The 23,216-nt window shown below is 59.5% G+C and carries 22 protein-coding genes and 1 riboswitch; of the genes, 11 read left to right on the top strand and 11 right to left on the bottom strand.

All coding sequences use genetic code 11. The features are described from left to right. The first annotated feature begins 107 nt into the window (after positions 1 to 107). Together ligB and BMS17_RS14035 are read left to right on the top strand one after the other, a co-directional pair. On the top strand, positions 108 to 1,781 hold the full coding sequence (gene ligB / locus BMS17_RS14040; protein ID WP_077431126.1) for an NAD-dependent DNA ligase LigB: 1,674 nt from the start codon (positions 108 to 110) through the stop codon (positions 1,779 to 1,781). Positions 1,782 to 1,879: 98 nt separating this feature from the next. Then, entirely contained in the window at positions 1,880 to 2,275 is a 396-nt protein-coding gene (locus BMS17_RS14035) for a DUF1090 domain-containing protein (protein ID WP_077431125.1), read from the top strand. Positions 2,276 to 2,334: 59 nt separating this feature from the next. On the opposite strand, the gene BMS17_RS14030 is transcribed toward BMS17_RS14035, so the two are convergent. Further along, a complete protein-coding gene (locus tag BMS17_RS14030; protein WP_077431124.1) occupies positions 2,335 to 2,784 on the bottom strand; it encodes a cytochrome c in 450 nt (149 codons plus the stop codon). Positions 2,785 to 2,912: 128 nt separating this feature from the next. Here BMS17_RS14030 and BMS17_RS14025 point away from each other — a divergent pair, with 128 nt between their 5' ends. Next, positions 2,913 to 4,097 (top strand): murein transglycosylase A, encoded by a 1,185-nt coding sequence (locus BMS17_RS14025; protein ID WP_046029798.1) that lies wholly within the window; start codon positions 2,913 to 2,915, stop codon positions 4,095 to 4,097. A 145-nt stretch (positions 4,098 to 4,242) separates the two neighbouring features. On the opposite strand, the gene BMS17_RS14020 is transcribed toward BMS17_RS14025, so the two are convergent. Together BMS17_RS14020 and BMS17_RS14015 are read right to left on the bottom strand one after the other, a co-directional pair. After that, entirely contained in the window at positions 4,243 to 4,626 is a 384-nt protein-coding gene (locus BMS17_RS14020; protein ID WP_046029797.1) for an MAPEG family protein, read from the bottom strand. Positions 4,627 to 4,665: 39 nt separating this feature from the next. Then, a complete protein-coding gene (locus BMS17_RS14015) occupies positions 4,666 to 5,499 on the bottom strand; it encodes an EamA family transporter (protein ID WP_046029796.1) in 834 nt (277 codons plus the stop codon). A 218-nt stretch (positions 5,500 to 5,717) separates the two neighbouring features. On the opposite strand from BMS17_RS14015, the gene BMS17_RS14010 reads away from it, so the two are divergent. Beyond that, entirely contained in the window at positions 5,718 to 6,887 is a 1,170-nt protein-coding gene (locus tag BMS17_RS14010) for an MFS transporter (RefSeq protein WP_046029795.1), read from the top strand. A 115-nt stretch (positions 6,888 to 7,002) separates the two neighbouring features. On the opposite strand, the gene BMS17_RS14005 is transcribed toward BMS17_RS14010, so the two are convergent. Further along, complete coding sequence (locus tag BMS17_RS14005; RefSeq protein WP_046029794.1) at positions 7,003 to 7,887, bottom strand: formate/nitrite transporter family protein; 885 nt, start codon at positions 7,885 to 7,887, stop codon at positions 7,003 to 7,005. 168 nt (positions 7,888 to 8,055) lie between these two features. After that, positions 8,056 to 8,454, bottom strand: coding sequence for an acyl-CoA thioesterase (locus BMS17_RS14000; RefSeq protein ID WP_046029793.1), 399 nt, complete (start codon positions 8,452 to 8,454; stop codon positions 8,056 to 8,058). 198 nt (positions 8,455 to 8,652) lie between these two features. Continuing rightward, positions 8,653 to 8,755, top strand: a riboswitch (S-adenosyl-L-homocysteine riboswitch). Between the two features lie 23 nt (positions 8,756 to 8,778). Here BMS17_RS14000 and ahcY point away from each other — a divergent pair. The 4 genes from ahcY (at position 8,779) to BMS17_RS13980 (ending at position 14,266) form a co-directional block, all read left to right on the top strand. Then, positions 8,779 to 10,188, top strand: coding sequence for an adenosylhomocysteinase (ahcY, locus tag BMS17_RS13995; RefSeq protein WP_046029792.1), 1,410 nt, complete (start codon positions 8,779 to 8,781; stop codon positions 10,186 to 10,188). A 192-nt stretch (positions 10,189 to 10,380) separates the two neighbouring features. Further along, positions 10,381 to 11,226, top strand: a complete 846-nt coding sequence (gene metF / locus BMS17_RS13990; RefSeq protein WP_046029791.1) for a methylenetetrahydrofolate reductase [NAD(P)H] — start codon at positions 10,381 to 10,383, stop codon at positions 11,224 to 11,226. 124 nt (positions 11,227 to 11,350) lie between these two features. Continuing rightward, positions 11,351 to 12,166 (top strand): ABC transporter substrate-binding protein, encoded by an 816-nt coding sequence (locus tag BMS17_RS13985; protein WP_077431123.1) that lies wholly within the window; start codon positions 11,351 to 11,353, stop codon positions 12,164 to 12,166. Between the two features lie 222 nt (positions 12,167 to 12,388). Continuing rightward, the gene (locus tag BMS17_RS13980) at positions 12,389 to 14,266 is read left to right on the top strand and encodes a DEAD/DEAH box helicase (protein ID WP_077431122.1); all 1,878 of its coding nucleotides are present in this window, start codon (positions 12,389 to 12,391) and stop codon (positions 14,264 to 14,266) included. 167 nt (positions 14,267 to 14,433) lie between these two features. Here BMS17_RS13980 and BMS17_RS13975 read toward each other — a convergent pair whose 3' ends face one another. The 3 genes from BMS17_RS13975 to BMS17_RS13965 all read right to left on the bottom strand — a co-directional run bounded on the left by BMS17_RS13975 (position 14,434) and on the right by BMS17_RS13965 (position 17,615). After that, positions 14,434 to 15,018 (bottom strand): YceI family protein, encoded by a 585-nt coding sequence (locus BMS17_RS13975; RefSeq protein ID WP_046029788.1) that lies wholly within the window; start codon positions 15,016 to 15,018, stop codon positions 14,434 to 14,436. 31 nt (positions 15,019 to 15,049) lie between these two features. Then, on the bottom strand, positions 15,050 to 15,601 hold the full coding sequence (locus tag BMS17_RS13970; RefSeq protein WP_046029787.1) for a cytochrome b: 552 nt from the start codon (positions 15,599 to 15,601) through the stop codon (positions 15,050 to 15,052). A gap of 262 nt (positions 15,602 to 15,863) precedes the next feature. Further along, entirely contained in the window at positions 15,864 to 17,615 is a 1,752-nt protein-coding gene (locus BMS17_RS13965; protein WP_077431121.1) for a flavin monoamine oxidase family protein, read from the bottom strand. Positions 17,616 to 17,836: 221 nt separating this feature from the next. Between BMS17_RS13965 and BMS17_RS13960 the strand changes: the two genes are divergently transcribed. Then, a complete protein-coding gene (locus tag BMS17_RS13960) occupies positions 17,837 to 19,243 on the top strand; it encodes an adenosylmethionine--8-amino-7-oxononanoate transaminase (RefSeq protein ID WP_077431120.1) in 1,407 nt (468 codons plus the stop codon). Between the two features lie 146 nt (positions 19,244 to 19,389). Continuing rightward, positions 19,390 to 20,109 (top strand): 16S rRNA (uracil(1498)-N(3))-methyltransferase, encoded by a 720-nt coding sequence (locus BMS17_RS13955; protein WP_046029784.1) that lies wholly within the window; start codon positions 19,390 to 19,392, stop codon positions 20,107 to 20,109. Positions 20,110 to 20,194: 85 nt separating this feature from the next. On the opposite strand, the gene BMS17_RS13950 is transcribed toward BMS17_RS13955, so the two are convergent. Further along, positions 20,195 to 20,812, bottom strand: coding sequence for a hemolysin III family protein (locus BMS17_RS13950; RefSeq protein ID WP_046029783.1), 618 nt, complete (start codon positions 20,810 to 20,812; stop codon positions 20,195 to 20,197). Between the two features lie 183 nt (positions 20,813 to 20,995). Between BMS17_RS13950 and BMS17_RS13945 the strand changes: the two genes are divergently transcribed. Next, positions 20,996 to 21,910 carry a LysR substrate-binding domain-containing protein gene (locus tag BMS17_RS13945; RefSeq protein ID WP_077431119.1) on the top strand — a complete coding sequence of 305 codons (915 nt, stop codon included), beginning with the start codon at positions 20,996 to 20,998 and terminating at the stop codon, positions 21,908 to 21,910. A gap of 113 nt (positions 21,911 to 22,023) precedes the next feature. Here the strand turns inward: BMS17_RS13945 and madM are convergent, their stop codons facing one another. After that, positions 22,024 to 22,788, bottom strand: a complete 765-nt coding sequence (gene madM / locus BMS17_RS13940) for a malonate transporter subunit MadM (RefSeq protein ID WP_046029781.1) — start codon at positions 22,786 to 22,788, stop codon at positions 22,024 to 22,026. Position 22,789: 1 nt separating this feature from the next. After that, positions 22,790 to 23,206, bottom strand: coding sequence for a malonate transporter subunit MadL (gene madL, locus BMS17_RS13935; protein WP_077431118.1), 417 nt, complete (start codon positions 23,204 to 23,206; stop codon positions 22,790 to 22,792). Positions 23,207 to 23,216: the final 10 nt, after the last annotated feature.

Here is a 23,216-nt window from a genome sequence, read left to right as displayed (position 1 = left end):
GCGGGGCTTTTTATTGCCCGTCGACACACGCCGAAAAACTCCCGGCCGCCTCGATTCTCAAATCCGTCCTAGCCTTCCAGAACTTCATTTGAGCAAGGACGCTCACGATGCTTCTGCGCCTGTTTTCCGCTTTTTTTCTGACGCTGATTTGCCTGCCTTCAAACGCAGCCGACTGCCCTGACTGGCCTGCCGCCCGCGCGTTCGACGAAATTGCCGCCCTGCAAAAACAGATCGACTTGTGGGACGACCACTATCACCGGGGCGGGCGCTCTCTGGTTGCCGACGAAATCTATGATCAGTCCCGTGCACAACTGATCGCATGGCGTGAGTGTTTTGACGTGGGTCTGGCTCCCGAACCGTTGCGCACTGCGGGTGGAAAGTTAGCCCACCCCATCGCCCACACGGGTCTGGACAAACTGCGCGATGGCCGAGCCGTTGAACACTGGCTGCGTGATCGCGAGGGCATCTGGATACAACCCAAGGTCGACGGTGTCGCCGTGACGCTGACCTATCGCAAAGGCCTGCTGTATCAGGCGATCAGCCGGGGCGACGGCATCCACGGGCAGGACTGGACTTCTTCGGCGCGACAGGTTCCCGGCATCCCCCGACAACTTGCACAACCGCTGGACGTGCAGGTGCAAGGCGAACTTTATTGGCACCTGACTGACCATGTACAAGCGAAGGCCGGCAGCCTCAATGCACGCTCCATGGTGGCCGGCTTGATGGCTCGCAAGGCACTCGACCCGGAGCACGCCGACAACATCAGGCTGTTTGTCTGGGACTGGCCACAAGGCCCGGCCACTGTGCCCGAACGTATCGCGGCGCTGGAGGATTTGGGCTTCCCGAGCATGGCACCCTACAGCCAGCCGGTTCGGACCTTGGCCGATGCCGAACACTGGCGCGATCGCTGGTATCGCTCGCCCCTGCCGTTTGCCAGCGATGGCGTTGTCTTGCGGCAAAATCAGCGCCCCTCGGCTGAACGCTGGCAGGCTAAATCACCCTACTGGGCCGTCGCCTGGAAATACCCTTTTGCCCAGGCGCTGGCCGAGGTGCGAAAAGTCGAATTCAAGATCGGTCGTACCGGACGAATCACCCCCGTACTGCACCTCAAACCGGTGACGCTGGATGACCGGCAGATCAAACGCGTGAGCGTCAGCTCCCTGCGGCGCTGGACAGAGCTGGACATCCTCCCCGGCGACCAGGTGTCCATCAGCCTCGCCGGGCTGACCATTCCCAGGCTCGACAGCGTTGTGCTGCGCAGCACCGAACGCCCTCAACTGAATGTTCCGCAGGCTGCCGCCTTCCATCATTTGAGTTGCTGGGAGCCGACACCGGGATGCGAAAGTCAATTTCTCGCGCGACTGACCTGGCTCAGTGGCAAGCGGGGCCTGGCCTTACCCCACGTCGGCGCCGGCACTTGGGAGAAACTTTTCGATACAGGCCATCTCAACGGCCTGCTGGATTGGTTGACCCTCGATGCCCGGGAGCTTGCTAACATTGATGGCTTCGGCGAACGCAGCAGCGCTCGCCTGATAGACAGTTTCAACAGTGCGCGGCAACGCCCGTTCGCTCGCTGGCTTAAAGCCTTGGGGTTGCCTCCGACCGGCCAGGCAAAGCTTGCCGATTCATGGCAGGAACTGGCGAATCGAAACACCGAACAATGGCAGGCTGAAGCCGGTATCGGCCCGGGACGTGCGACCCAATTGAGCGCGTTTTTCCGCGATCCGCAGGTCCTGGCCTTGAGTGAAACATTACGTATTGCCGGCATTGACGGTTTTTAAAGACCGGTAACGCCCGGCAGCCCGGGAACCCCCGGGGGTCGATGCGCTCCAACGCCCATCGCCACACCGACCCGCTTGTCTTTGCACATGGAGCTTTTATGAAATTTCTTTCACCGCTCGTCCTGCTGACCTTTTGCAGCGTGATGGCCGCTCCACTGATGGCTGCTGAAGAAGCACCGGAACTGACCGGCTGCGCGGCCAAGAAACAGGGCATCATCAATCAGATCGATCTGGCCAAGTCACACGGCAATGCCGACCAGCAGGCCGGCCTGGAGACTGCCTTGCGCGAGGTCACCGAACACTGCACTGACGCCTCGCTGAAGAAAGAACGGGAAAATAAAGTCCTCGACGCCAAGCGCGAAGTCAGCAAGCGTCAGGCCGATCTCGACAAAGCCATGAAGAACGGCGACCCCGACAAAATCAACAAACGCAAAGACAAACTCGCCGAGGCCCGCAAGGAATTGCAGGACTCCCTCGATGAGCTGGACAAGTAAGGATCAGTTCAGGACTGATCGTTCCCACGCACCGCGTGGGAACGATCAACAAGCGAGAATCAATGATCCCGAAACTGTTTATGACACGCACTACAGGCATCCTCGACTTTCTGCACCGCCGGCCCCAGGTTGCTGGCCTTGTAGGGCTGGACCTGGCTGGCAATCACCAACTCACCGGTGGCGGCTTCAAGGTCGCGGGACATTTCCTGAAAACGTGCCTGCTGCTGCCAGACATTGTCCTTGGCGCTGGTGTGATCTTCTTCGCGCACCTGTGGAAAATGCTTCCACGGCTCGCGGGACAGCGCATCGAGCTTCACGGCGCCGTCGGCGAATTTTTGGCCATCAAATGGAATGCGCCCACGCAACATACCGCCCAGGTCCTCGCCGGTCTTGAGCATTTGCTTGAAGATCGCCTTGCGTTGACCCAGCGGAGAATTCGGGTCGACGCCGCCGCAGGCGGACAACGTCAGACAGGCCAGCAATACAACAGAAAGTCTTTTAAGAGTCATGGTGGCTACAGGTCACGGGAAACGGCGGCCAGTATCCTCGCGTCATCGGAAAAGACCAATAGCCCTATTATCAATATGGGTTGTTTGAGCGCATGGAGCACTCAGGCAACCGGCAAAGGAATTACTCCATGAACAGCCGTTTCAAGGCATGGCGTCGCCCCCTCGCGTGGGCTCTCCCAATGGTGGCCGTGCTCGCCGGCTGCACCGGCGGCGATAACAACAAGCCGAAAACCCACGCACTGGCTACCTATTCCGGTGCTACCTGGGAAGCATTGCCAGCAGTGTCCGACAGCGACCTGATCGCCGGGTTCGGCTCGTGGCGCAGCGCGTGCAACCGACTCAAGGCCGACCCGGTCTGGGGTTCAACCTGCGCGGCGTCCACCAATGTGCCGCAAACCGCCGCCGACATCCGCGGCTTCCTGAAACAGAATCTGGATGTCTATGGCCTACGCGCCGCCAATGACAACCCCAATGGTTTGATCACGGGCTACTACGAACCGGTCTACCCGGGCAGCCTGACCCAGACCACCAGCGCAAACATCCCGGTGTACGGCGTGCCCGACGACATGATCATTGTCTCGCTGGACAGCATCTACCCGGAGCTCAAAGGCAAACGCCTGCGCGGTCGACTTGAAGGACGAGTGCTCAAGCCTTACGACGATGCGGCAACGATTGGGACCAAAGGGGCCAAGGCACCCGTCGTTGCCTGGCTGACCGATCCGATGAACCTGCAATTCCTGCAAATCCAGGGATCGGGGCGTATTCAGCTCGATGACGGGCGCCAGCTGCGCATCGCTTACGCCGACCAGAACGGCCATCCGTATCGGCCCATCGGGCGCTGGCTGGTGGAGCAAGGTGAACTGAAGAAAGAAGACGTGACCATGGGCGCGATCAGCACCTGGGCCAAAGCCAACCCGACTCGTATTCCCGAACTGCTCGCCAGCAACCCCAGCTATGTGTTTTTCACTCGTAACCCGGACAGCAACGAAGGGCCTCGCGGTTCATTGAATGTGCCGTTGACGGCGGGGTATAGCGCGGCGGTGGACCGTAAAGTGATTCCGCTGGGCAGCCTGTTGTGGCTGTCCACCACGAAACCGGACGGCACTGCGCTGGTTCGCCCGGTGGCGGCTCAGGATACCGGCGGCGCAATTGCCGGCGAGGTTCGTGCGGACCTGTTCTGGGGCACAGGTGAAGCGGCCGGGCAATTGGCCGGCGACATGAAACAGCAGGGGCAGATCTGGATGTTGTGGCCTAAAGGTGCGCCGTTGCCACAAGTGCCTCAGGTGGCCGATGCGACCGACACTAAACCTTGAATTCTGCCGCGACAGTTAGATTGCTTTCGCGAGCAGGCTCGCTCCCACAGTTGATCTTCAGTGAATACAAATTTTGTGTTTCACCACAGATCCTGTTGGAGCGGGCTTGCCCGCGAAGGGGCCAGCGCAATCGCCGAGGTTGCTGTCAGACCGACACCACAAAGAAACTGACAATCAACCCCATCCCGACAAACCACACCAACGACCGCAAAGTCGCCCAGTCGGCCAAATAGCAAATGATGTACAGCAACCGGCTGGTGATGAACAACACCGACAGCACGTTGATCGTCACCAGCTCGGCATTGCCCGCCAGGTGAGCCACGATCACCGCAGCCGCAAATGCCGGGGTCACTTCAAAACTGTTCAGTTGCGCGGCATGCGCACGTCTGCCCAACCCCTCCAGCGAATCAAGAAAATCCCGGGGGTCATGGTTATCTTTCAGCCTGTACCCGCCACTGATCTTGGCGACACCCGTGCAGATATACGGCAGGAAAATCGCGATCAAAATGCACCACAGTGCAACCGTCATAGAGCAATCCTTTTTCAGTTTTAGACATTCGGGTTTCGATTAAAACTTCATCACCAATATGCCAATCATCACCAGCCCACAGGCAAGGAGTCGCGGTCGACCAAAAGGTTCTTTCAGGTAACGCATGCCAAACAGCACCACCAGAATTACGCTGATCTCACGCAACGCCGCCGCTTCGGCAATAGAACCCAGCTGCATAGCCCACAGCACCAGAGCGTAGCTGAACAACACACAGAACCCGACCGCCAACCCCAGTCGCCATTGTTCACGCCAGAACAACTTGAATGCCGGGCGCTTGCGCACCAACGCCAGCAAGGGGAATGGCCAGGCACTGAGCAACGTGACCCAGACCAGATAATCCAGAGGATGAGACCAGCGCCGCAACGCCTGGCCGTCGATGTAGGTATAGCAACCGATGCACAAGCCGATCAGTGCCACCACGGGTAGCATCGACCACGGCAATCGCGCGCCGCCACCGCCCTGCCACAGCAGGCACGCCATACCGAACGGGATCAGCAGAATTCCAAAGATCTGCTGGTTCGTCAGCACTTCCCCGGCAAAGATCAGCGTCAAGGTCAGCACCACCAGCGGCGACAAGCCACGCATCAGCGGGTACACCAGGCCAAGGTCACCGACCCGATACGCCTGGATCAGCAAGTAACGGTAAAGCAACTCGAACGCCGCCGACGCCAGAATCCACGGCCAGATGTCGATGGGCGGCACGTTCAAGAACGGCACCATCACCGCGACAAACAACAGTGCCACGCTGTCCATGCAGGCCACTACCAACAAGCGCTCCGCACTGAATTTGATCAGGGTATTCCACGCCGCGTGCAACAGCGCCGCCACCAACACCAGAGCCGTCGCAAGCACAGCACACTCCTTTATTTGTTTTTGTTCCCTGCGGGAAGCGCCCAGATAATTGATACGTCATATATCAGCTGCTGTTTATACTGCAAGCGACCACGCCGCACTCAGTTGCACACAGACTAATTCCAATAATGCCTGTCCATGCCCGCTCTCTCCGAGATCGGTCGTCGGGCTGCGTATGCCTGATCACAGCGTCAAGACTACCGACAGAGACCTTGCGCATGCCACTCGCCTTGCTTGCCCTCGCTGTTGCCGCGTTCGGCATCGGCACCACTGAATTCGTCATCATGGGCCTGTTGCCCGATGTCGCTCGCGACCTCGCCGTCAGCATCCCGCACGCGGGCCTGCTGATCACCGGCTACGCCCTGGGCGTAGTGTTCGGCGCGCCGATCCTGGCGGTCGGCACCGCCAACATGCCGCGCAAGGCGACATTGCTGGGGATGACGCTGATGTTCATTCTGGGCAACGTCTTGTGCGCGCTCGCGCCGAACTACGCCACGTTGATGGCGGCTCGCGTGGTCACGGCCCTATGCCACGGTGCGTTCTTCGGCATCGGTTCGGTGGTCGCGGCCGGCCTGGTCGCACCAAACAAGCGGGCACAGGCCATTGCAATGATGTTCACCGGCCTGACGCTGGCCAACGTACTGGGCGTGCCATTGGGCACCGCGCTTGGGCAATACGCCGGTTGGCGCTCGACTTTCTGGGCGGTCTCGGTAATTGGTGTGATTGCCGCCATCGCGCAATGGCTCTGGTTGCCGAAACACATCGCCATGGACAAGGCCAATCTCGCCAGCGAGTTCAAGGTGCTGGGCAAGATCAATGTGTTGTTGGCGCTGGGCATGAGCGTGCTGGCGTCGACCAGCCTGTTCAGCGTGTTCACCTACATCGCGCCGATCCTGCAAGACATCACCGGCGTCAGCCCGCATGGCGTGACCATCATGTTGTTGCTGTTCGGCGTAGGTTTGACGGCGGGCAGCATGCTCGGCGGTCGATTGGCGGACAGCCGTTTACTGCCCTCGCTGGTGGGCATGGCACTGGCTGTGCTGGTGGTGCTGGCGGCGTTCACGCAGACCAGTCACTCGGTCATCCCGGCGGCGATCACGCTGGTGTTGTGGGGGATTTTTGCTTTCGCCCTGTGCCCGATCCTGCAACTGCTGATCATCGATCAGGCGCACGAAGCGCCCAACCTCGGCTCGACACTGAACCAAAGCGCATTCAACCTCGGCAATGCGACCGGCGCGTGGATTGGCGGACTGGTGGTCGCCAGTGGTGCCGACCTGGCGGACTTGCCATGGACCGGCGCGCTGGTCAGCGGTTTGACGGTGCTGACAGCGTTGTTCTTTATTTACCTGCAGCGTCGTAGTGCGGCTGCGGTCAATGTCTTAGGCTGAATAGCTGCATCGCCCATGACATTGCTATCGCGAGCAGGCTCACTCCTACATGGACCGCGCCCTTCCCTGTAGGAGTGAGCCTGCTCGCGATGAAGTTGACGCGATGCACCTGTCTTTACTCCTCTTCGCGTTTGCGTGAATCCGGCGCCTGATCCGCATCCTTCTTCGGTGGCCCGCTTTCACTGCGGATCTGCGCATGGCTGATCAGGGCAAAGATAAAGCTGCCGCCGATGATATTTCCCGCCAGCGTCGGCCCGGCGAACACCAGCCAGAAATCCTTCCACGGCAACTCGCCGGCAAACACCAGGTAAGACACCTCGGCCGACCCGACGACGATGTGGGTGAAGTCTCCCAGCGCCATGAAATAGGTGATGAGGATGATGATCCACATCTTCGCGCTTTCCATGGACGGAATCATCCAGACCATAGTGGCGATCATCCAGCCGGAGACAATGCCCTTGGCGAACATTTGGCCGGTGTGGTTTTCCATGACCTTGCGCCCGATTTCAAGGAAGGCCAGGTCGGTTTTACTGTCGAAAATCGGCAAATGCAGCATCACATACGCCACCAACAACGTGCCGCACAGATTACCCACCAGCACCACCGTCCACAGCCGCAGCAATCGGCCGACGTTAACCAGTGTCGGTTTGGTCATCACCGGTAGCACGGCGGTCAGGGTGTTTTCGGTGAACAGTTGCTGGCGGGCGAGAATCACGGCGAGAAAGCCGGCGCAATAGCCGAAGCTCGCAATCACCTTGAAACCTTCACCGTCCGGCAGGCGCGAGTTGAGCAAACCCATGCCCATCAACGACAGGCCCATGGTCAACCCCGCTGCCAGCGCCGACCACCACAGCGCAGCAATGCTGCGCTCCAGTTCCTGGTCGCCTTGGGTACGGATGATTTCATGCAGTACCGCCGCACGAGGTGGCTGGTTCTTTTCGACTTCGTGCTCTTCTTCAGCCGAAAGGTTCGGGGTCTTGCCGTCTTTTGGGGTATCCATAGCATTCCTGAACCAGTGGCGTGTCATGAAGGTACGACACGCGTGGTTCGGAGCTGTTCAGTGTTCGGAAAAACGAAACCACGCCTGTAGGAGCACGGCTTGCCCGCGATGGGTTCAGCCCGGTGGCGGCGATGATGCGAAAGACGTCATCGCGAGCGAGTTCGGCTCCTACTCGACGTCATCTTGAAACTGGTCTTTGACGTATTTGATCTCGGTACGGCCATGCGGCGCCGGCAAGCCGTCTTCGCCCAGGTTGACGAACACCATCTTTTCCACGGTGAGGATGCTTTTTCGGGTGATTTTGTTGCGCACTTCACACGTCAGGGTGATCGAGGTACGACCGAACTCGGTGGCGGTGATGCCCAATTCGATGATGTCGCCCTGGCGCGAGGCGCTGACGAAGTTGATTTCGGAAATGTACTTGGTGACAACGCGCTGGTTGCCCAGTTGAACGATGGCATAGATCGCCGCTTCTTCGTCGATCCAGCGCAACAGGCTGCCGCCGAACAGCGTGCCGTTGGGGTTGAGGTCTTCAGGTTTTACCCATTTGCGGGTGTGGAAATTCATATTCACTCCTGAGCGTCTTGCCGAATGATGGAGGGCATCATGGCAGAGCCCGACCTAGAGCTCTATTACGCATAGACTATGGTCTCGATTACCGTTCAGACATTGACCAACAGAAACGCTTTGGAAGATCAGCATAGCCCGCTATAATCGCCCCCGTTTCGAAACGGTAACGATCCACTGATACCGTTTTCCCGCCACCTGTCCGAGGGGCGCTGCAGCAGGTTCGACCTGTCAGGCTCGGATGGGGCGTTGCTTGACCGTTATCGGTCAGACACTAAACGCACAACGGCGCCCATTCGCATACATTACGAATGGAGGCTCTTCATGAGCGCTGTCAACACGCCTGCAGATTTCAACGATTACAAAGTTGCCGACATGTCCCTGGCTGCCTGGGGCCGTCGCGAAACCATCATCGCCGAATCCGAAATGCCTGCCCTGATGGGTCTACGCCGTAAATACGCTGGTGAGCAGCCGCTCAAAGGCGCAAAAATCCTCGGCTGCATCCACATGACCATTCAGACTGCCGTGCTGATCGAAACCCTGGTTGCCCTGGGTGCCGAAGTACGTTGGTCGTCCTGCAACATTTTCTCGACTCAAGACCAGGCCGCTGCCGCTATCGCTGCTGCCGGCATCGCGGTTTTCGCCTGGAAAGGCGAGACTGAAGAAGAGTACGAGTGGTGCCTGGAGCAAACCATCCTCAAAGATGGCGCGCCTTGGGATGCCAACATGATCCTCGACGACGGCGGCGACCTGACCGAGCTGCTGCACAAGAAATACCCGGCGATCCTCGACCGCGTCCACGGCGTTACCGAAGAAACCACCACCGGCGTACACCGCCTGCTGGACATGCTGGCCAAGGGCGAGCTGAAAATCCCGGCCATCAACGTCAACGACTCGGTGACCAAGAGCAAGAACGACAACAAGTACGGCTGCCGTCACAGCCTGAACGACGCGATCAAGCGCGGTACCGACCACCTGCTGTCCGGCAAACAAGCGCTGGTCATCGGTTACGGTGACGTGGGCAAGGGCTCGGCCCAGTCCCTGCGTCAGGAAGGCATGATCGTTAAAGTGTCCGAAGTCGACCCGATCTGCGCCATGCAAGCTTGCATGGACGGTTTTGAACTGGTTTCGCCGTTCATCGACGGTATCAACAACGGTACCGAAGCGAGCATCGACAAAGCCCTGCTGGGCAAGATCGACCTGATCGTGACCACCACCGGCAACGTCAATGTTTGCGACTCGAACATGCTCAAAGCCCTGAAGAAGCGCGCCGTAGTCTGCAACATCGGTCACTTCGACAACGAAATCGACACCGCTTTCATGCGCAAGAACTGGGCGTGGGAAGAAGTGAAGCCACAGGTTCACAAAATCCACCGCACCGGCCCGGGCGCTTTCGACGCTCAGAACGATGACTACCTGATCCTGCTGGCCGAAGGCCGTCTGGTTAACCTGGGTAACGCTACCGGTCACCCAAGCCGCATCATGGACGGTTCGTTCGCCAACCAGGTTCTGGCTCAGATCTTCCTGTTCGGCCAGAAATACGCCGACCTGTCGCCAGCCCAGAAAGCCGAGCGCCTGACCGTTGAAGTACTGCCGAAGAAGCTCGACGAAGAAGTGGCCCTGGAAATGGTCCGCGGTTTCGGCGGTGTTGTGACTCAACTGACCAAGACCCAGGCCGACTACATCGGCGTGACCGTCGAAGGTCCGTTCAAGCCGCACGCTTACCGCTACTGATTAGTCCCGCTGTCCGCTCTCCCTTGTGGGAGCGGGCTTTTGTGGGAGTCGGGCTTGCCCGCGATGCAGGCGCCTCGGTGCTTCAGTTACACCTGGGTAATGCCATCGCAGGCAAGCCAGCTCCCACAAAAGCCCGCCCCCACATTGGGATATGCAAGACTTCCAGGCTTACGCGTTTTCAAGGGTATTCCCATGTCCCAAGATCGTCGCTACAGCTTCGAGTTCTTCCCTACGAAGACCGATGCTGGGCATGAAAAGCTGATCGCCACTGCTCGTCAGCTGGCCACCTACAACCCCGATTTCTTCTCCTGCACCTATGGCGCTGGCGGTTCGACTCGTGATCGCACCCTCAACACCGTGTTGCAGCTCGAAAGCGAAGTCAAAGTCCCTGCCGCACCGCATCTGTCTTGCGTAGGCGACAGCAAGGACGACTTGCGCGGCCTGCTGGCCCAATACAAGGCCGCCGGCATCAAGCGTATCGTTGCCCTGCGCGGTGACCTGCCTTCGGGCATGGGCATGGCCAGCGGTGAAATGCGCCACGCCAATGACCTGGTCGAGTTCATTCGTGAAGAAACCGGCGATCATTTCCACATCGAAGTCGCCGCCTACCCGGAAATGCACCCGCAAGCGCGCAATTTCGAAGATGACATCGCCAACTTCGTGCGCAAGGCTAACGCCGGTGCCGACAGTGCTATCACCCAGTACTTCTTCAACGCCGACAGCTACTTCTACTTTGTCGAGCGTGTACGGGCGATGGGCGTGAACATCCCGATCGTGCCGGGGATCATGCCGATCACCAACTACAGCAAACTGGCGCGCTTCTCTGACGCCTGCGGTGCGGAAATCCCGCGCTGGATCCGCAAACAGCTGGAAGCCTACGGCGACGACACCCAAAGCATTCAAGGCTTTGGTGAACAAGTCATCACCGAGATGTGCGAACGCCTGCTGCAAGGTGGCGCACCCGGCCTGCACTTCTACACACTGAACCAGGCTGAAGCGAGTCTGGCGGTGTGGAACAACCTGAAGTTGCCGCGCTGAAACAGTGCAACATCATGAAAAGGCTCTGGAGAAATCCAGGGCCTTTTTTATGGGATTTACTTTGTGCCAGAGCTTTCGGATCCAGTTTCTGGCTCTTTATGGTTTCTCGTCGTAATCTCACGCCATGCCCCTGATTTCGCGATTTCTGACAGTTCTGCTTTTTACTTGCCTGAGCTTTGCCGCCCAAGGCGAGAAGCTGCGCATTGTCACCGAACCGTGGGCGCCTTATGTCTATGAGGAAAATGGCAAATTCCTGGGGCTGGATTACGAAACCACAGCCATCGTCTTCAAACGCCTGGGGATCGAAGTGGAGTGGCAGTTCCTGCCGTGGAAACGCTGCCTGTCGATGCTTGAAACCGGTCAGGCCGATGGCGCGCTGGATATTTTCCACAGTGCCGAACGTGATGCGACCCTGCTCTATCCTGGTGAACCGCTCTCTGAAGTCGAGTTCGTGATGTTCTACGCCAATGAGCGGCCCCACCCGTTTCGCACCTTGAGCGATCTGAAAGGCCTGACCATCGGCACCTCTCCGGGCTACCTCTACAGCAAGGATTTCAGCGACTCGCCGCTGTTCATCCGTGAACCGGCGCCCACCCATGAAGCCAACTTCGGCAAGCTGGTACGGGGGAGGATCGACCTGCTGATCACTGATCGCCGGGTCGGCCAGCATTTGCTCGATGAATTGGGCATTCGCGACAGGATCACCGAAAATCCGACCGTCATCAGCCACCAGAGTCAGTTTCTGGCGGTACGTCGCAATGCCGGCATGGATTTGCTGGTGCAGCGTTTCGGCGCCGAACTCAAGCGCTTCAAGCGCGAGCCCGCCTACGCGGAACTGAGCGCCCGATACGGGGCGCAACCCGGTGCCGCCCTTAACACCGACACCGCCAACGCGAACCCTATAAAAACCGTTGAGCAGCAGGAAAGCGGCGCGCAGTGATTGCTCTGTTATACTCCGGCGTTCCCGCCAGGCTCACGCCCGGACGCTCGGACTTGTTCAAGGCATCTCGACCCCGCTACAGCGCAGCTTTCGGCCCGCGCGAGCACTCCAGACGAGCTTTTGAGTTCCAGCAGGACCGGACGGGATTGCGTTCCTCTTAAACGCGATTCGCGCCAGGCAAGACTCCCATTGGGCCAAGCCCTAACTAAAACAGGATTACTCATGTCCTTTGCTTCCCTCGGTCTCTCCGAGGCTTTAGTCCGCGCCATCGAGGCAGCGGGCTATACCGAGCCTACTCCGGTGCAACAGCGGGCTATTCCCGCCGTGTTGCAAGGTCGCGACCTGATGGTCGCGGCTCAGACAGGTACCGGTAAAACCGGCGGCTTCGCCCTTCCGATTCTGGAGCGGTTGTTCCCCAACGGTCACCCGGACAAATCCCAGCGTCACGGCCCGCGCCAACCGCGCGTACTGGTCCTGACCCCGACTCGCGAACTCGCGGCTCAAGTACACGAGAGCTTCAAGCTCTATGCCCGTGACCTGAAGTTCGTCAGCGCCTGCATCTTCGGCGGCGTCGGCATGAACCCGCAGGTTCAGGCCATGTCTCGCGGTGTTGACGTGCTGGTGGCCTGCCCTGGCCGCTTGCTCGACCTCGCCGGCCAAGGCAGCGTCGATTTGTCCCACGTGGAAATCCTCGTGCTGGACGAAGCCGACCGCATGCTCGACATGGGCTTTGTCCATGACGTGAAGAAGGTTTTGGCCCGCCTGCCGGCCAAACGGCAGAACCTGCTGTTCTCGGCGACGTTCTCCAAGGACATCACCGACCTCGCCGGCAAGCTGCTGCACAACCCGGAACGCATTGAAGTCACGCCGCCGAACACCACGGTCGAGCGTATCGAACAGCGTGTGTTCCGCCTGGCTGCCAGCCACAAGCGCTCGTTGCTGGCCCACCTGATCACCAATGGCGCCTGGGAACAGGTGCTGGTGTTCACCCGCACCAAGCACGGCGCCAACCGCCTGGCCGAGTACCTGGACAAACACGGCCTCAGCGCTGTCGCGATCCACGGTAACAAGAGCCAGAACGCTCGCACCAAAGCCCTGGCCGACTTCAAGGCCGGTGAAGTGCGCATTCTGGTAGCCACCGACATCGCGGCGCGTGGCCTGGACATCGACCAGTTGCCCCACGTGGTCAACTTCGAACTGCCGAACGTCGACGAAGACTACGTTCACCGCATTGGCCGTACTGGCCGTGCCGGTCGTTCGGGCGAAGCGATTTCGCTGGTCGCGCCCGACGAAGAGAAATTGCTCAAAAGCATCGAGCGCATGACCAAGCAGAAAATCGCCGACGGCGACCTGATGGGCTTCGACTCCAGCGCTGTAGAAGCCGAGAAACCTGAAGTCCGTGAGCGTCCGGATGTGCGTAACCCGCGCAACCCACGTGGCCCGCGCGGCGACGGCCCGAACGGCACCGGCGGTGGTGGCGGTCGTAAAGACAAGGGCAAGGACAAGGGCGGCAAGGAAAAACCTGCCGCCACGGCCCGCGGTGATCGCCCGGCACGTGAACACAAGCCACGCGAAGGCACCCCGGCGCGCGAACAACAGCGTCCGGCGCCGCGCGCTGCCTCGGCTGACCGTGCCCCAGACGAGTTCCTGGACGACGATATCGATAACTTTGGTAACCGCGTCGATTACGTTCCTCAAGCCAAACCGGCTCAGGGTCGTGGCCGCCGTCCGGGTGCTCCGGCACAGGGTTCGGCCGCTGGCGCAGCTGCTCCGCGTACCGGCGGCAAGCCTCAGGGTCGCCAAAGCGGTCCGCGCAGCAGCGACGGCGCCACCACCGGCACGCCGCCAGCCAAGCGCAGCGGTCCACGCAGCGGCGCTCCACGTGACGGTCAGGCCCGTCGTGAAGAAGGTCGCAACCGTCGTCCTGCTCGTGACGATCAGCCGCGTTCGGAACCGGCCGTGCAGAACCCGCGCGGTCCAGCGCCGAAGATCATTCACAAGGAGTCGAAAACCGATCGTTTCCCGACTCCTGAACAACTTGATCAACTGCCAGGCCGTCCGCGTGGCGAAAAACCAGCATTGCTGACCCGCAACCGCTAAGTTTTTCCTGCCATAAAAAAATGCCCCTGATCTCGCGATCAGGGGCATTTTTTATGCACTAACGTAAACCTGTAGGAGCAAGGCTTGCCCGCGATGGGTTCACCTCGGTATTGCAGGTGTTGCCAATTGCGCTATCGCGAGCAAGCTCGGCTCCTACGGTCTCAGCATTACTTCGCTTTCACACCTTCAAAGGTCACGTACATCTCAACCGCATCGGACGATGGGCCCAAGTCTTTTTGCTTGCCGAAATCGGAACGCTTGAGGCTGAAAGTACCCTCAAAGCCTGCACGGTAGCCGCCCCATGGATCCTTGCCTTCACCCAGGAAAGTAGCCTTGACCACGATTGGCTTGGTCACACCGAGGATTGTCAGATCACCAGCCACGTCAGCAGTGTCTTTGCCAGCGGCGTTTTTACCGGTGGATTTTACGCTGGTGGAAACAAACGTGGCTTTGCTGGCGTTCAGGAAGTCTTTGCTGGAGATGTGCTTGTCACGCTCGGCATTGTTGGTGAAAACGCTCGCAGTGTTGACGTTGAACTCGATCTTGCTGTCTTCCGGCTTGGCAGCATCGAAGCTGAACTTGCCGTCGATGTCCTTGAAAGTGCCGGTGATGAAGCTGTAACCCAGGTGACTGATCTTGAAGTCAACGAAGGCGTGCTGGCCTTCTTTGTCGACGGTGTAGTCAGCTGCCATCACGTTAGCGGACAGCAGGGCGGAACCGATTGCCAAAGCGGCGAGCGTCTTTTTCAACATGTCTTGTATTCCTTGGGGGGTAAGTTGAACTTCAGGCCTTGCGGCCCAGCATTCGTTTGAGGGTCACATCACGGTCGATAAAGTGGTGTTTCAATGCTGCCAACGCATGGAGACCGGAAAAAATCACCAGCGCCCACGCCAGGTAGAGATGAATCGCACCCGCGTTATCTGCCTGGTCCGGTAGTCCGGAAACCAGTGCAGGCACTTCAAACCAGTCAAACACCGGAATCCCGACACCCTCTGCGGTGGAAATCAGGTAACCGGCAATCATCACAGCGAACAGACAGAGATACAGAAAAGCATGCCCGAACATGGCGCCGAGGCGCGTCATGCGGCTGTAGCTGGTCAGCGTTGGCGGCGGTGGGCTGATGAAGCGCCACAACACACGCAACACCATGACACCCAGCAGGATCAGACCGATGCTCTTGTGCAGATCCGGTCCTGCCTTGCGCCAAGGGTCGTAGTAGCCGAGATCGACCATCCACAGACCCAGACCGAACAAACCGAACACTGCCAGCGCTACACCCCAGTGCATGAAGATGCTGACCCAGCCGTAGCGAGAGATAGAGTTTCGTAGTTGCATTGCCAAGTCCCTGTAAGTTCTGGCCCAAGACTATCGAGTTATCTATCGAATTAAAGCCGAAAATTTCGCTTTGAAATATCGAGAAATACGATCAAGAGCTTGAAATAGGCGTGTTAAGGAAAGATTAAAGACCAACGTGTGAGAAAAAATGAAGTCCAACTAAAGAACACCTGCCCCCCGGTGTTTATTCGACTCCTGGTCCTGGTTTTCTACAGGCATAAAAAAACGCGACATTGCTGCCGCGTTTTTTTAATCCCGACGCTTACTGCGTCTTGGCATCCGCTACCGGAGTCGTAGCGGGCTTGGCCGCTGGCTTCTTCGCGGTCTCAGCTTTCTTCGCCGGAGCCTTTTTGGTTTCGGGTTTGGCTGCCGGTTTCTTCGCCGGAGCTTTGGCCGGCGCCTTTTTGGCGGGTTCGGCTTTCACGGGTGTTGCAGGCTTCGGTGCTTCAACCGGTGCCGGTGCAACGACCGGTGCTGGGATCGGTGCTGGTGGAGCGACAGGCTCAGGCGCCTTGACCGGCTCTGGCTTCTTGTCGTCATCCGAACCGCCGAACAGGTTGCTGAAGAAGTTGCCTTTCTTCGCCGCCACGGCGCCGGCCGCCGCAGCAGCTGCTGCCGGACCCACTTTAGCCGGTTCAAACGACTTGCCCGCCGCCAGGTCTTCTACCTGACTGGCTGCACGCTGGCCAGTGCGCAATGCGCCTTCCAGAGTGCCCGGGTACAAGGTGTCGGTGTGTTCGCCTGCGAAGGTTACACGCTGAATCGGACGTTCCCACAGACGCCAGAACTTGCTGATCTGGCCTGGACCGAAGGCCAGGTAGGCACCGCCAGTCGATGGGTCGGTGCTGTAGCGACGGATTTCATAACCGGTGAACGAACCACGCGCCTGTGGATAGAACGTGTGCAGACGGATCAACACCTGATCGACCATCTGTTTGTCGCCGAACGCCTGCATCACCCGCGCGTTGTCGCCGGACAGGTTAATCACTACGTTGGCGCCGCCCTTCAAGGCAGGCTCGATCCACAGCATGCCCAGCCCGGTGTTGCTGAAGACTTCGCCGGACATGCGCGCCTTGGGTTCCCACACAGGCGTCTTGAACTTGAGCATGATCTGGTCGCGCCAACCGTAGTTGGTGCCTTTGATCGCACCCAGGTGCTGGGCGTCCAGCGCCGGGGTCATCTGGATCTTGTTCAGCGCGCGCAGCGGCACGGCCAGTACCACGTAGTCAGCCTGATACCCGACGTTGTCGACTTTGACGGTGACGCCGTCCTTGTCCTGAATGATTGCCGAGACCGGGGAGTTGGTCTTGATGGTTTTCAGTTGCTTGACGAACGCCTGGGCCAGCACCGGGCTGCCGCCGACCAATCGCGAAGCGCGCAGGTCACGATCGGAAATGCCACGGTAGACACGGCTTTGCTGTGCGAAGTACAGCAGAGACAGACGCGAAGGTTCGTCGTAGCGGCTACGAATCTGCTGGTTGATCAACTGACGCGCAGTGGCCGGCAGGTTCTGCTTGTCGAGCCAGTTGGACACGGTGATCGAATCCAGCGATTGCAGCGTGTTGGTAGCGAGCGGGTTCAGCGGGTCGTCAATCGAGCGCGCCAGATCGTCCAGGGTCTTTTCGTAGCGCTTGATCGCGTCGGCGGTGGCCGGTTGCTTGGTCGTCAGATCAGCGGCCGAGAAGTACTCGCCATCGATCAGGTAGCTTGGGGTGCGCACGAATTCAGGGGCCGGCGTGGTGCTCAGCTTGAAGGTCGACACGTACTTGTTCAGCACCGGCTGGGCCTTGTCGTTGCCTATCCACTCGCTGGTGGCCATCCCGGAGCGACCGCCCAGGCTCGATTTGGCTTCCAGCAACGTGACCTGCCAGCCTTTGTTCTGCAGCTCGTAAGCCGCGGTCAGGCCGGACAGCCCGCCGCCGATCACGATCGCGGTTTTATCCTTGGCCAGCGCAGACACGCTGAACAGCCCCAACATCACCAGCGCACAGGCGCGCAGCCAACCGACAGACATTCAGCGAACTCCGGAAATCATGAGAAAAATGCAGTTTTACGAGTCAGTCGACTCCAAGAACCGCGAAGGATACGTCAGGCTTCAGACGCCCGCCAGCAACGTCTATCGGCCCATACAAAGTAGCTCAATCGACACAATGGGTTGTCCCGGCGCGACGCATTGCATAGGCTTGCGCGATTGTTTACCCGCCTACGTCACGGGTAGCCTCCAGGAGACAGAAAATGGGCCTGAATAAACAGTGGATGGAACGCGATCTCGCGGTGTTGTGGCATCCCTGCACCCAAATGAAAGACCACGAACAACTGCCGCTGATCCCGATCAAGCGCGGTGAAGGCGTGTGGCTGGAAGACTTCGAAGGCAAGCGCTACCTCGACGCTGTCAGCTCCTGGTGGGTCAACGTGTTTGGCCATGCCAATCCGCGCATCAACCAGCGCATCAAGGACCAGGTCGATCAACTGGAGCATGTGATCCTCGCCGGCTTCAGCCATCAACCGGTGATCGAGTTGTCCGAGCGCCTGGTGAAGATGACGCCGGAAGGCCTGACCCGGTGCTTCTACGCCGATAACGGTTCGTCCTGCATCGAAGTCGCGCTGAAAATGAGCTTTCACTACTGGCTCAATCGCGGCCAGCCGAACAAGAAGCGCTTCGTCACCCTGACCAACAGCTACCATGGCGAAACCATGGCGGCGATGTCGGTGGGCGACGTGCCGCTGTTCACCGAAACCTACAAGGCCCTGCTGCTGGACACCATCAAGGTGCCGAGCCCCGATTGCTACCTGCGCCCGGAAGGCATGAGCTGGGAAGAACATTCGCGCAACATGTTCGCGGCCATGGAACAGACCCTGGCAGAGCATCATGACACTGTCGCGGCAGTCATCGTCGAGCCGCTGATTCAGGGCGCTGGTGGCATGCGCATGTACCACCCGGTGTACCTCAAGCTGCTGCGCGACGCCTGCGACCGCTATGGCGTGCACTTGATCCACGATGAGATCGCCGTCGGCTTCGGCCGCACCGGCACAATGTTCGCCTGCGAACAGGCGGGCATCCGCCCCGACTTCCTGTGCCTGTCCAAGGCCCTGACTGGCGGTTACCTGCCGCTGGCGGCCTGCGTGACGACCGAAGACGTCTACAGCGCCTTCTACGACGACTACCCGACCCTGCGCGCCTTCCTGCACTCGCACAGCTACACCGGCAATCCGCTGGCGTGCGCGGCAGCCCTGGCAACGCTGGACATCTTCGAAGAAGACAACGTCATCGAGAACAACAAGGCCCTGGCGCAGCGCATGGCCTCCTCCACCGCGCATCTCGTCGACCATCCGAACGTCTCGGAAGTGCGCCAGACCGGCATGGTGCTGGCCATCGAAATGGTCAAGGACAAGGCTACGAAAGAAGCTTACCCGTGGCAGGAACGTCGCGGCTTGAAGGTGTTCCAGCATGCATTGGAACGGGGTGCTTTACTTCGTCCGTTGGGCAGCGTGGTGTATTTCCTGCCGCCGTACGTGATTACGCCCGAGCAGATCGACTTTCTGGCGGAAGTCGCCAGCGAAGGCATCGACATCGCCACGCGCAACAGCGTCAGCGTGGCGGTGCCGAAAGACTTCCATCCCGGCTTCCGCGATCCAGGCTGATTGATTTCACTTGGACTACTGTGGAGCCTGGACCGCCGCCATCGCGGGCAAGCCCGGCTCCCACAGTTGACCGCATATACCCTGTAGGAGCCGGGCTTGCCCGCGATGAGGCCGCCAGACTTTCACACCTTTTTCAGAGACCCAAGATGAGACTGTCCCGCTTCTTTATCGACGCCCCCCTGAGCACCGGCGAGCATGAGTTGCCCGAAGCCCAGGCCCATTACATCAGCCGCGTGCTGCGCATGGCCGAGGGTGATGCGTTGCAGCTGTTCGACGGCTCGGGCCATGAGTTTCGCGCCACGCTGGTAGAAGTCGGCAAGAAGCGCGTGGTGGTGCAGATCGACGAAAGCTTCGCCGGCCAGGTTGAATCGCCGCTGGCGATCCATCTGGGCCAGGGCTTGTCCCGTGGCGAGCGCATGGACTGGGCCATCCAGAAAGCGACAGAACTGGGCGTGACCGAAATCACCCCGATCTTCAGCGATCGCTGCGAAGTCCGCCTTAAAGACGAGCGCGCCGACAAGCGCCTGATGCACTGGCGCCAAGTGGCGATCAGTGCGTGCGAGCAATGTGGACGGTCGCGGGTGCCGGTGATTCATCCGCCGGTGTTGTTGGCGGATTGGCTGAAGCAGACAGACGCCGAGTTGAAACTGGTCCTGCACCCGGTGGCTGAGCCGTTGGTGAGTCATGCGAAGCCTGCGACGCTGGCGTTTCTGATCGGCCCGGAAGGCGGGTTGTCCGACGCTGAAGTCGATCAGGCTAAGTCGGCCGGGTTCCATGCCGCCCGCCTCGGTCCTCGGGTGTTGCGCACTGAGACCGCGCCGGTGGTTGCGTTAGCTGTGGCTCAACAGCTTTGGGGTGATTTCTAGGGCCCTTTTGCGAGCAGGCTCGCTCCTACATTGAAATGCATTTCAATGTAGGAGCGAGCCTGCTCGCGAATGGCCGCGACGCGGTCTAAAGGACATAAAAGAAAATCGCCACAAAGTGCAGCAAGCTCCCGGCAATCACAAACAAATGCCAGATCCCATGGGCATGCCGCAGACGATGATCGAGGGCGAAAAAGATAATCCCCACGGTGTACAACACCCCGCCCGCCGCCAGCCAGGCAAACCCCGCACTGCCCAACGCCGCGAGCAATGGTTTGACCGCCACCAGCACGATCCAGCCCATCACCGCGTAGATCACGATCGACAGAATCCGCGCTTCCGACCGCGGTTTTATCTCTTGCAGGATTCCGATCAGCGCCAGCCCCCAGACAATCCCGAACAACGTCCAGCCCCACGGCCCGCGCAGGGTCACCAGGCAGAACGGTGTGTAGCTGCCGGCAATCAGCAAATAGATCGAAAAGTGATCGACCTTCTGCATGATCGCTTTCTTGCGCCCGCGCACGCTGTGATAAACGGTCGAGGCGCTGTACAGCACCAACAAAGTGAAACCGTAAATCGCCACGCTGACGATTTTCCATGGGCTGCCGTCCATGCTGGCGATCACCAGCATCCACACCACACCAACCGTTGCCGCCACCGCCCCGACCAAATGCGTCCAGGCGTTCAATCGTTCCCCGTGGTACATGCGTTGCTCACCTCAAAATTTGATGCAACATCGCGCAAACTGTGGGGGCTGTCGAGTGGAACGAGGTTGTGGTCAGAAATTCGCAGCCTCGTTTCACTCGACAGCTCCTACACAGCTCCTACATAGCTGCTACAAAACATCGCATGCGTGCACAATCGAGCCATTCGAATAAGAGTCCGGGCCATGCTGATCGACGAAGAATTGACCCTGAAAAAGCTCGAGGTGTTCCTGGCCTTCATGCGCACCGGCAATCTGGCTCGCGCCGCCGCCGAGTTGCAGACCAGTAACGTCAGCGTACACAGGGCGATCCATTCCCTGGAAAGTGCCTTGCGCTGCCCGCTGTTCAAACATGAAGGTCGTAACCTGACACCGCTGGAAAGCGCTTACGTGCTCGAAGAAAGAGCGCAGAAACTGATTCAGGACGTGGTCGAAACTGTGCGCCTGACCCGTGAAGCCGCCGGTTTTTCTGCGGAACGCTTCAAGCTTGGCTCGCTGTACTCACTGACAGTGAAGACCGTGCCGCAGCTGATCATGGGCCTGAAGATCCGCCGCAGCGAACTCAACATCGACCTGATCCTCGGTTCGAACTTCGACCTGCTGTACAAGCTCAAGAACATGGAAGTCGACGCGATCCTGGTGTCGCTGGACGACAGCGTCAACGACCCGGACTGCGAGCAGATCCCGCTGTTTTCCGACGACATCTTTCTCGCCACGCCGGCGGATTCAAAGTTCGCCCAGCGCACGGAAGTTGATCTGGCCGAAGTGCGCGACGAGACATTCATTACGCTGACCCAAGGCTTTGCCACGCACCAGGACGGTAATCGGGTGTTCAAGCAGGCGGGGTTCGAGCCGAAGGTGGCGATGCAGGTCAACGACATCTTCACCCTGCTGAGCATGGTCAGCTCGGGCGTGGGTTATGCGTTGCTGCCGGGGAGGATTGCGGCGGTGTATGAGAACCGGGTGAAGCTGATCCCCTTGCAGGAAAAGTACCGGCTGCAGCAGCACATCGGGGTGGTGTTCTTGAAGGCCAAGGAGCGCGACCCGAATTTGCTGGCGTTGTTGGCAGAGTGCCGGATGCATGCCAATCGCCAAGCCTGAAACCTGTGGCGCCTGCATCGCGGGCAAGCCACGCTCCCACAAGAACTGCGCAACTCTTGTGGGAGCGGGCTTGCCCGCGATGACGTCATTACAGTCAGCGAAGATCCAGCGGCTTAGCCAACAATCGCGCGAACAATGAAGTACAGCAGCGAAGGCCCAAGCAAGCACCCAAGCCCGGTGTGGAACGTCGCCGTCAACGCCCCGTAAGGCACCAACCGCCGATCCGTCGCGGCCAAGCCTGCGGTCACCCCGCTGACCGTCCCGGCCAACCCGCCGAACACCATTGCCGAACGCGGGTTATCCAACCCCATCCAGCGTGCGGCCATGGGTGTGCCGACCATCACCAGAATCGCCTTGATCAACCCGGTGGCAATCGACAACGCCACCACGTCGGAACTTGCACCAATTGCCGCCCCGGTCACCGGCCCGACGATGTACGTCACAGCGCCCGCACCGATGGTGGTCATGCTGATCGCATCACGATAACCAAACACCCAAGCCATGCTCGCGCCGACAATGAACGGCAAGATCGTGCCCAGAAGCAGCGCAATCACGCCGATCAAACCAGCCTTTTTCGCTTCGGTTGCTTGCACTTCGAATGCCGTGGCGACGATCGCAAAGTCTCGCAGCATGGCGCCGCCCATCAGACCGATGCCGGAAAACAACGTCAGGTCCGCCAGGCCTTTTTGCCCACCGGTCAGGGTGCCGCCGACCCAGGCCAACACCAGCCCGATGACGATGGCAATGGCCGAGCCGTGAATTCGTCCGAATGTCAGACGCTTCGACAAGACAACCGACACCCACATGATCACGCCTACAAAGGCAAACGCGGTCACCAGACCATTAGCGGTCAAGCCTTTATCAATGAGTTCCCACATATCAGCGACCTCCTACTGGTGTGCCGACCGGGGTAATCTCCGCCGGTTCATCGGGTAACGGTTCGCCTTTATGTGTCCGGCTGATCAGCGCAATGGTGCAGCCGCAGATCACCACTGAACCAATCGCCGCGAGCACCGCGACCGGGCCGCCGTGCAGCGCGGTGACGACGTTCTGTTGCGCGGCCATCGCGACCACCACCGGAATGTACATGGCGCCCCAGAAGCCGACGCCCATCTCGCAATCCTTGGTCATGCCACCGCGCTTCTGCATCCACAACCGCGCGCAGATCAGCAGGATCATCGCGATCCCGACCCCGCCGACGTTGGATTTGACGCCCAGTAACACGCCAAGCGCGTCACCCATGATCACCCCTGCCAGCGTACAAATCGCCAACAGCGCCACACCGTAAATAATCATTGTTGTAGTC

The sequence above is a fragment of the Pseudomonas sp. C9 genome (assembly GCF_002000165.1).
In the GTDB taxonomy this organism is placed as follows: Bacteria; Pseudomonadota; Gammaproteobacteria; order Pseudomonadales; family Pseudomonadaceae; genus Aquipseudomonas.
The sequence above is the reverse complement of the archived record's forward strand: the minus strand, read 5'-3'. Positions and strand labels throughout refer to the sequence as shown.

What these genes read in the sequence shown, in the direction of transcription:
- ligB (WP_077431126.1), top strand. Translation starts at nt 108, where the DNA reads ATGCTTCTGCGCCTGTTTTCCGCTTTTTTTCTGACGCTGATTTGCCTG.
- BMS17_RS13965 (WP_077431121.1), bottom strand. Translation starts at nt 17,615, where the DNA reads ATGTCTGTCGGTTGGCTGCGCGCCTGTGCGCTGGTGATGTTGGGGCTG.
- BMS17_RS13955 (WP_046029784.1), top strand. Translation starts at nt 19,390, where the DNA reads ATGAGACTGTCCCGCTTCTTTATCGACGCCCCCCTGAGCACCGGCGAG.
- BMS17_RS14025 (WP_046029798.1), top strand. Translation starts at nt 2,913, where the DNA reads ATGAACAGCCGTTTCAAGGCATGGCGTCGCCCCCTCGCGTGGGCTCTC.
- ahcY (WP_046029792.1), top strand. Translation starts at nt 8,779, where the DNA reads ATGAGCGCTGTCAACACGCCTGCAGATTTCAACGATTACAAAGTTGCC.
- madL (WP_077431118.1), bottom strand. Translation starts at nt 23,206, where the DNA reads ATGATTATTTACGGTGTGGCGCTGTTGGCGATTTGTACGCTGGCAGGG.
- BMS17_RS14030 (WP_077431124.1), bottom strand. Translation starts at nt 2,784, where the DNA reads ATGACTCTTAAAAGACTTTCTGTTGTATTGCTGGCCTGTCTGACGTTG.
- BMS17_RS13945 (WP_077431119.1), top strand. Translation starts at nt 20,996, where the DNA reads ATGCTGATCGACGAAGAATTGACCCTGAAAAAGCTCGAGGTGTTCCTG.
- BMS17_RS13950 (WP_046029783.1), bottom strand. Translation starts at nt 20,812, where the DNA reads ATGTACCACGGGGAACGATTGAACGCCTGGACGCATTTGGTCGGGGCG.
- BMS17_RS14035 (WP_077431125.1), top strand. Translation starts at nt 1,880, where the DNA reads ATGAAATTTCTTTCACCGCTCGTCCTGCTGACCTTTTGCAGCGTGATG.
- BMS17_RS14010 (WP_046029795.1), top strand. Translation starts at nt 5,718, where the DNA reads ATGCCACTCGCCTTGCTTGCCCTCGCTGTTGCCGCGTTCGGCATCGGC.
- BMS17_RS13970 (WP_046029787.1), bottom strand. Translation starts at nt 15,601, where the DNA reads ATGCAACTACGAAACTCTATCTCTCGCTACGGCTGGGTCAGCATCTTC.
- BMS17_RS13975 (WP_046029788.1), bottom strand. Translation starts at nt 15,018, where the DNA reads ATGTTGAAAAAGACGCTCGCCGCTTTGGCAATCGGTTCCGCCCTGCTG.
- BMS17_RS14005 (WP_046029794.1), bottom strand. Translation starts at nt 7,887, where the DNA reads ATGGATACCCCAAAAGACGGCAAGACCCCGAACCTTTCGGCTGAAGAA.
- metF (WP_046029791.1), top strand. Translation starts at nt 10,381, where the DNA reads ATGTCCCAAGATCGTCGCTACAGCTTCGAGTTCTTCCCTACGAAGACC.
- BMS17_RS14020 (WP_046029797.1), bottom strand. Translation starts at nt 4,626, where the DNA reads ATGACGGTTGCACTGTGGTGCATTTTGATCGCGATTTTCCTGCCGTAT.
- BMS17_RS13960 (WP_077431120.1), top strand. Translation starts at nt 17,837, where the DNA reads ATGGGCCTGAATAAACAGTGGATGGAACGCGATCTCGCGGTGTTGTGG.
- BMS17_RS13980 (WP_077431122.1), top strand. Translation starts at nt 12,389, where the DNA reads ATGTCCTTTGCTTCCCTCGGTCTCTCCGAGGCTTTAGTCCGCGCCATC.
- BMS17_RS14000 (WP_046029793.1), bottom strand. Translation starts at nt 8,454, where the DNA reads ATGAATTTCCACACCCGCAAATGGGTAAAACCTGAAGACCTCAACCCC.
- madM (WP_046029781.1), bottom strand. Translation starts at nt 22,788, where the DNA reads ATGTGGGAACTCATTGATAAAGGCTTGACCGCTAATGGTCTGGTGACC.
- BMS17_RS13985 (WP_077431123.1), top strand. Translation starts at nt 11,351, where the DNA reads ATGCCCCTGATTTCGCGATTTCTGACAGTTCTGCTTTTTACTTGCCTG.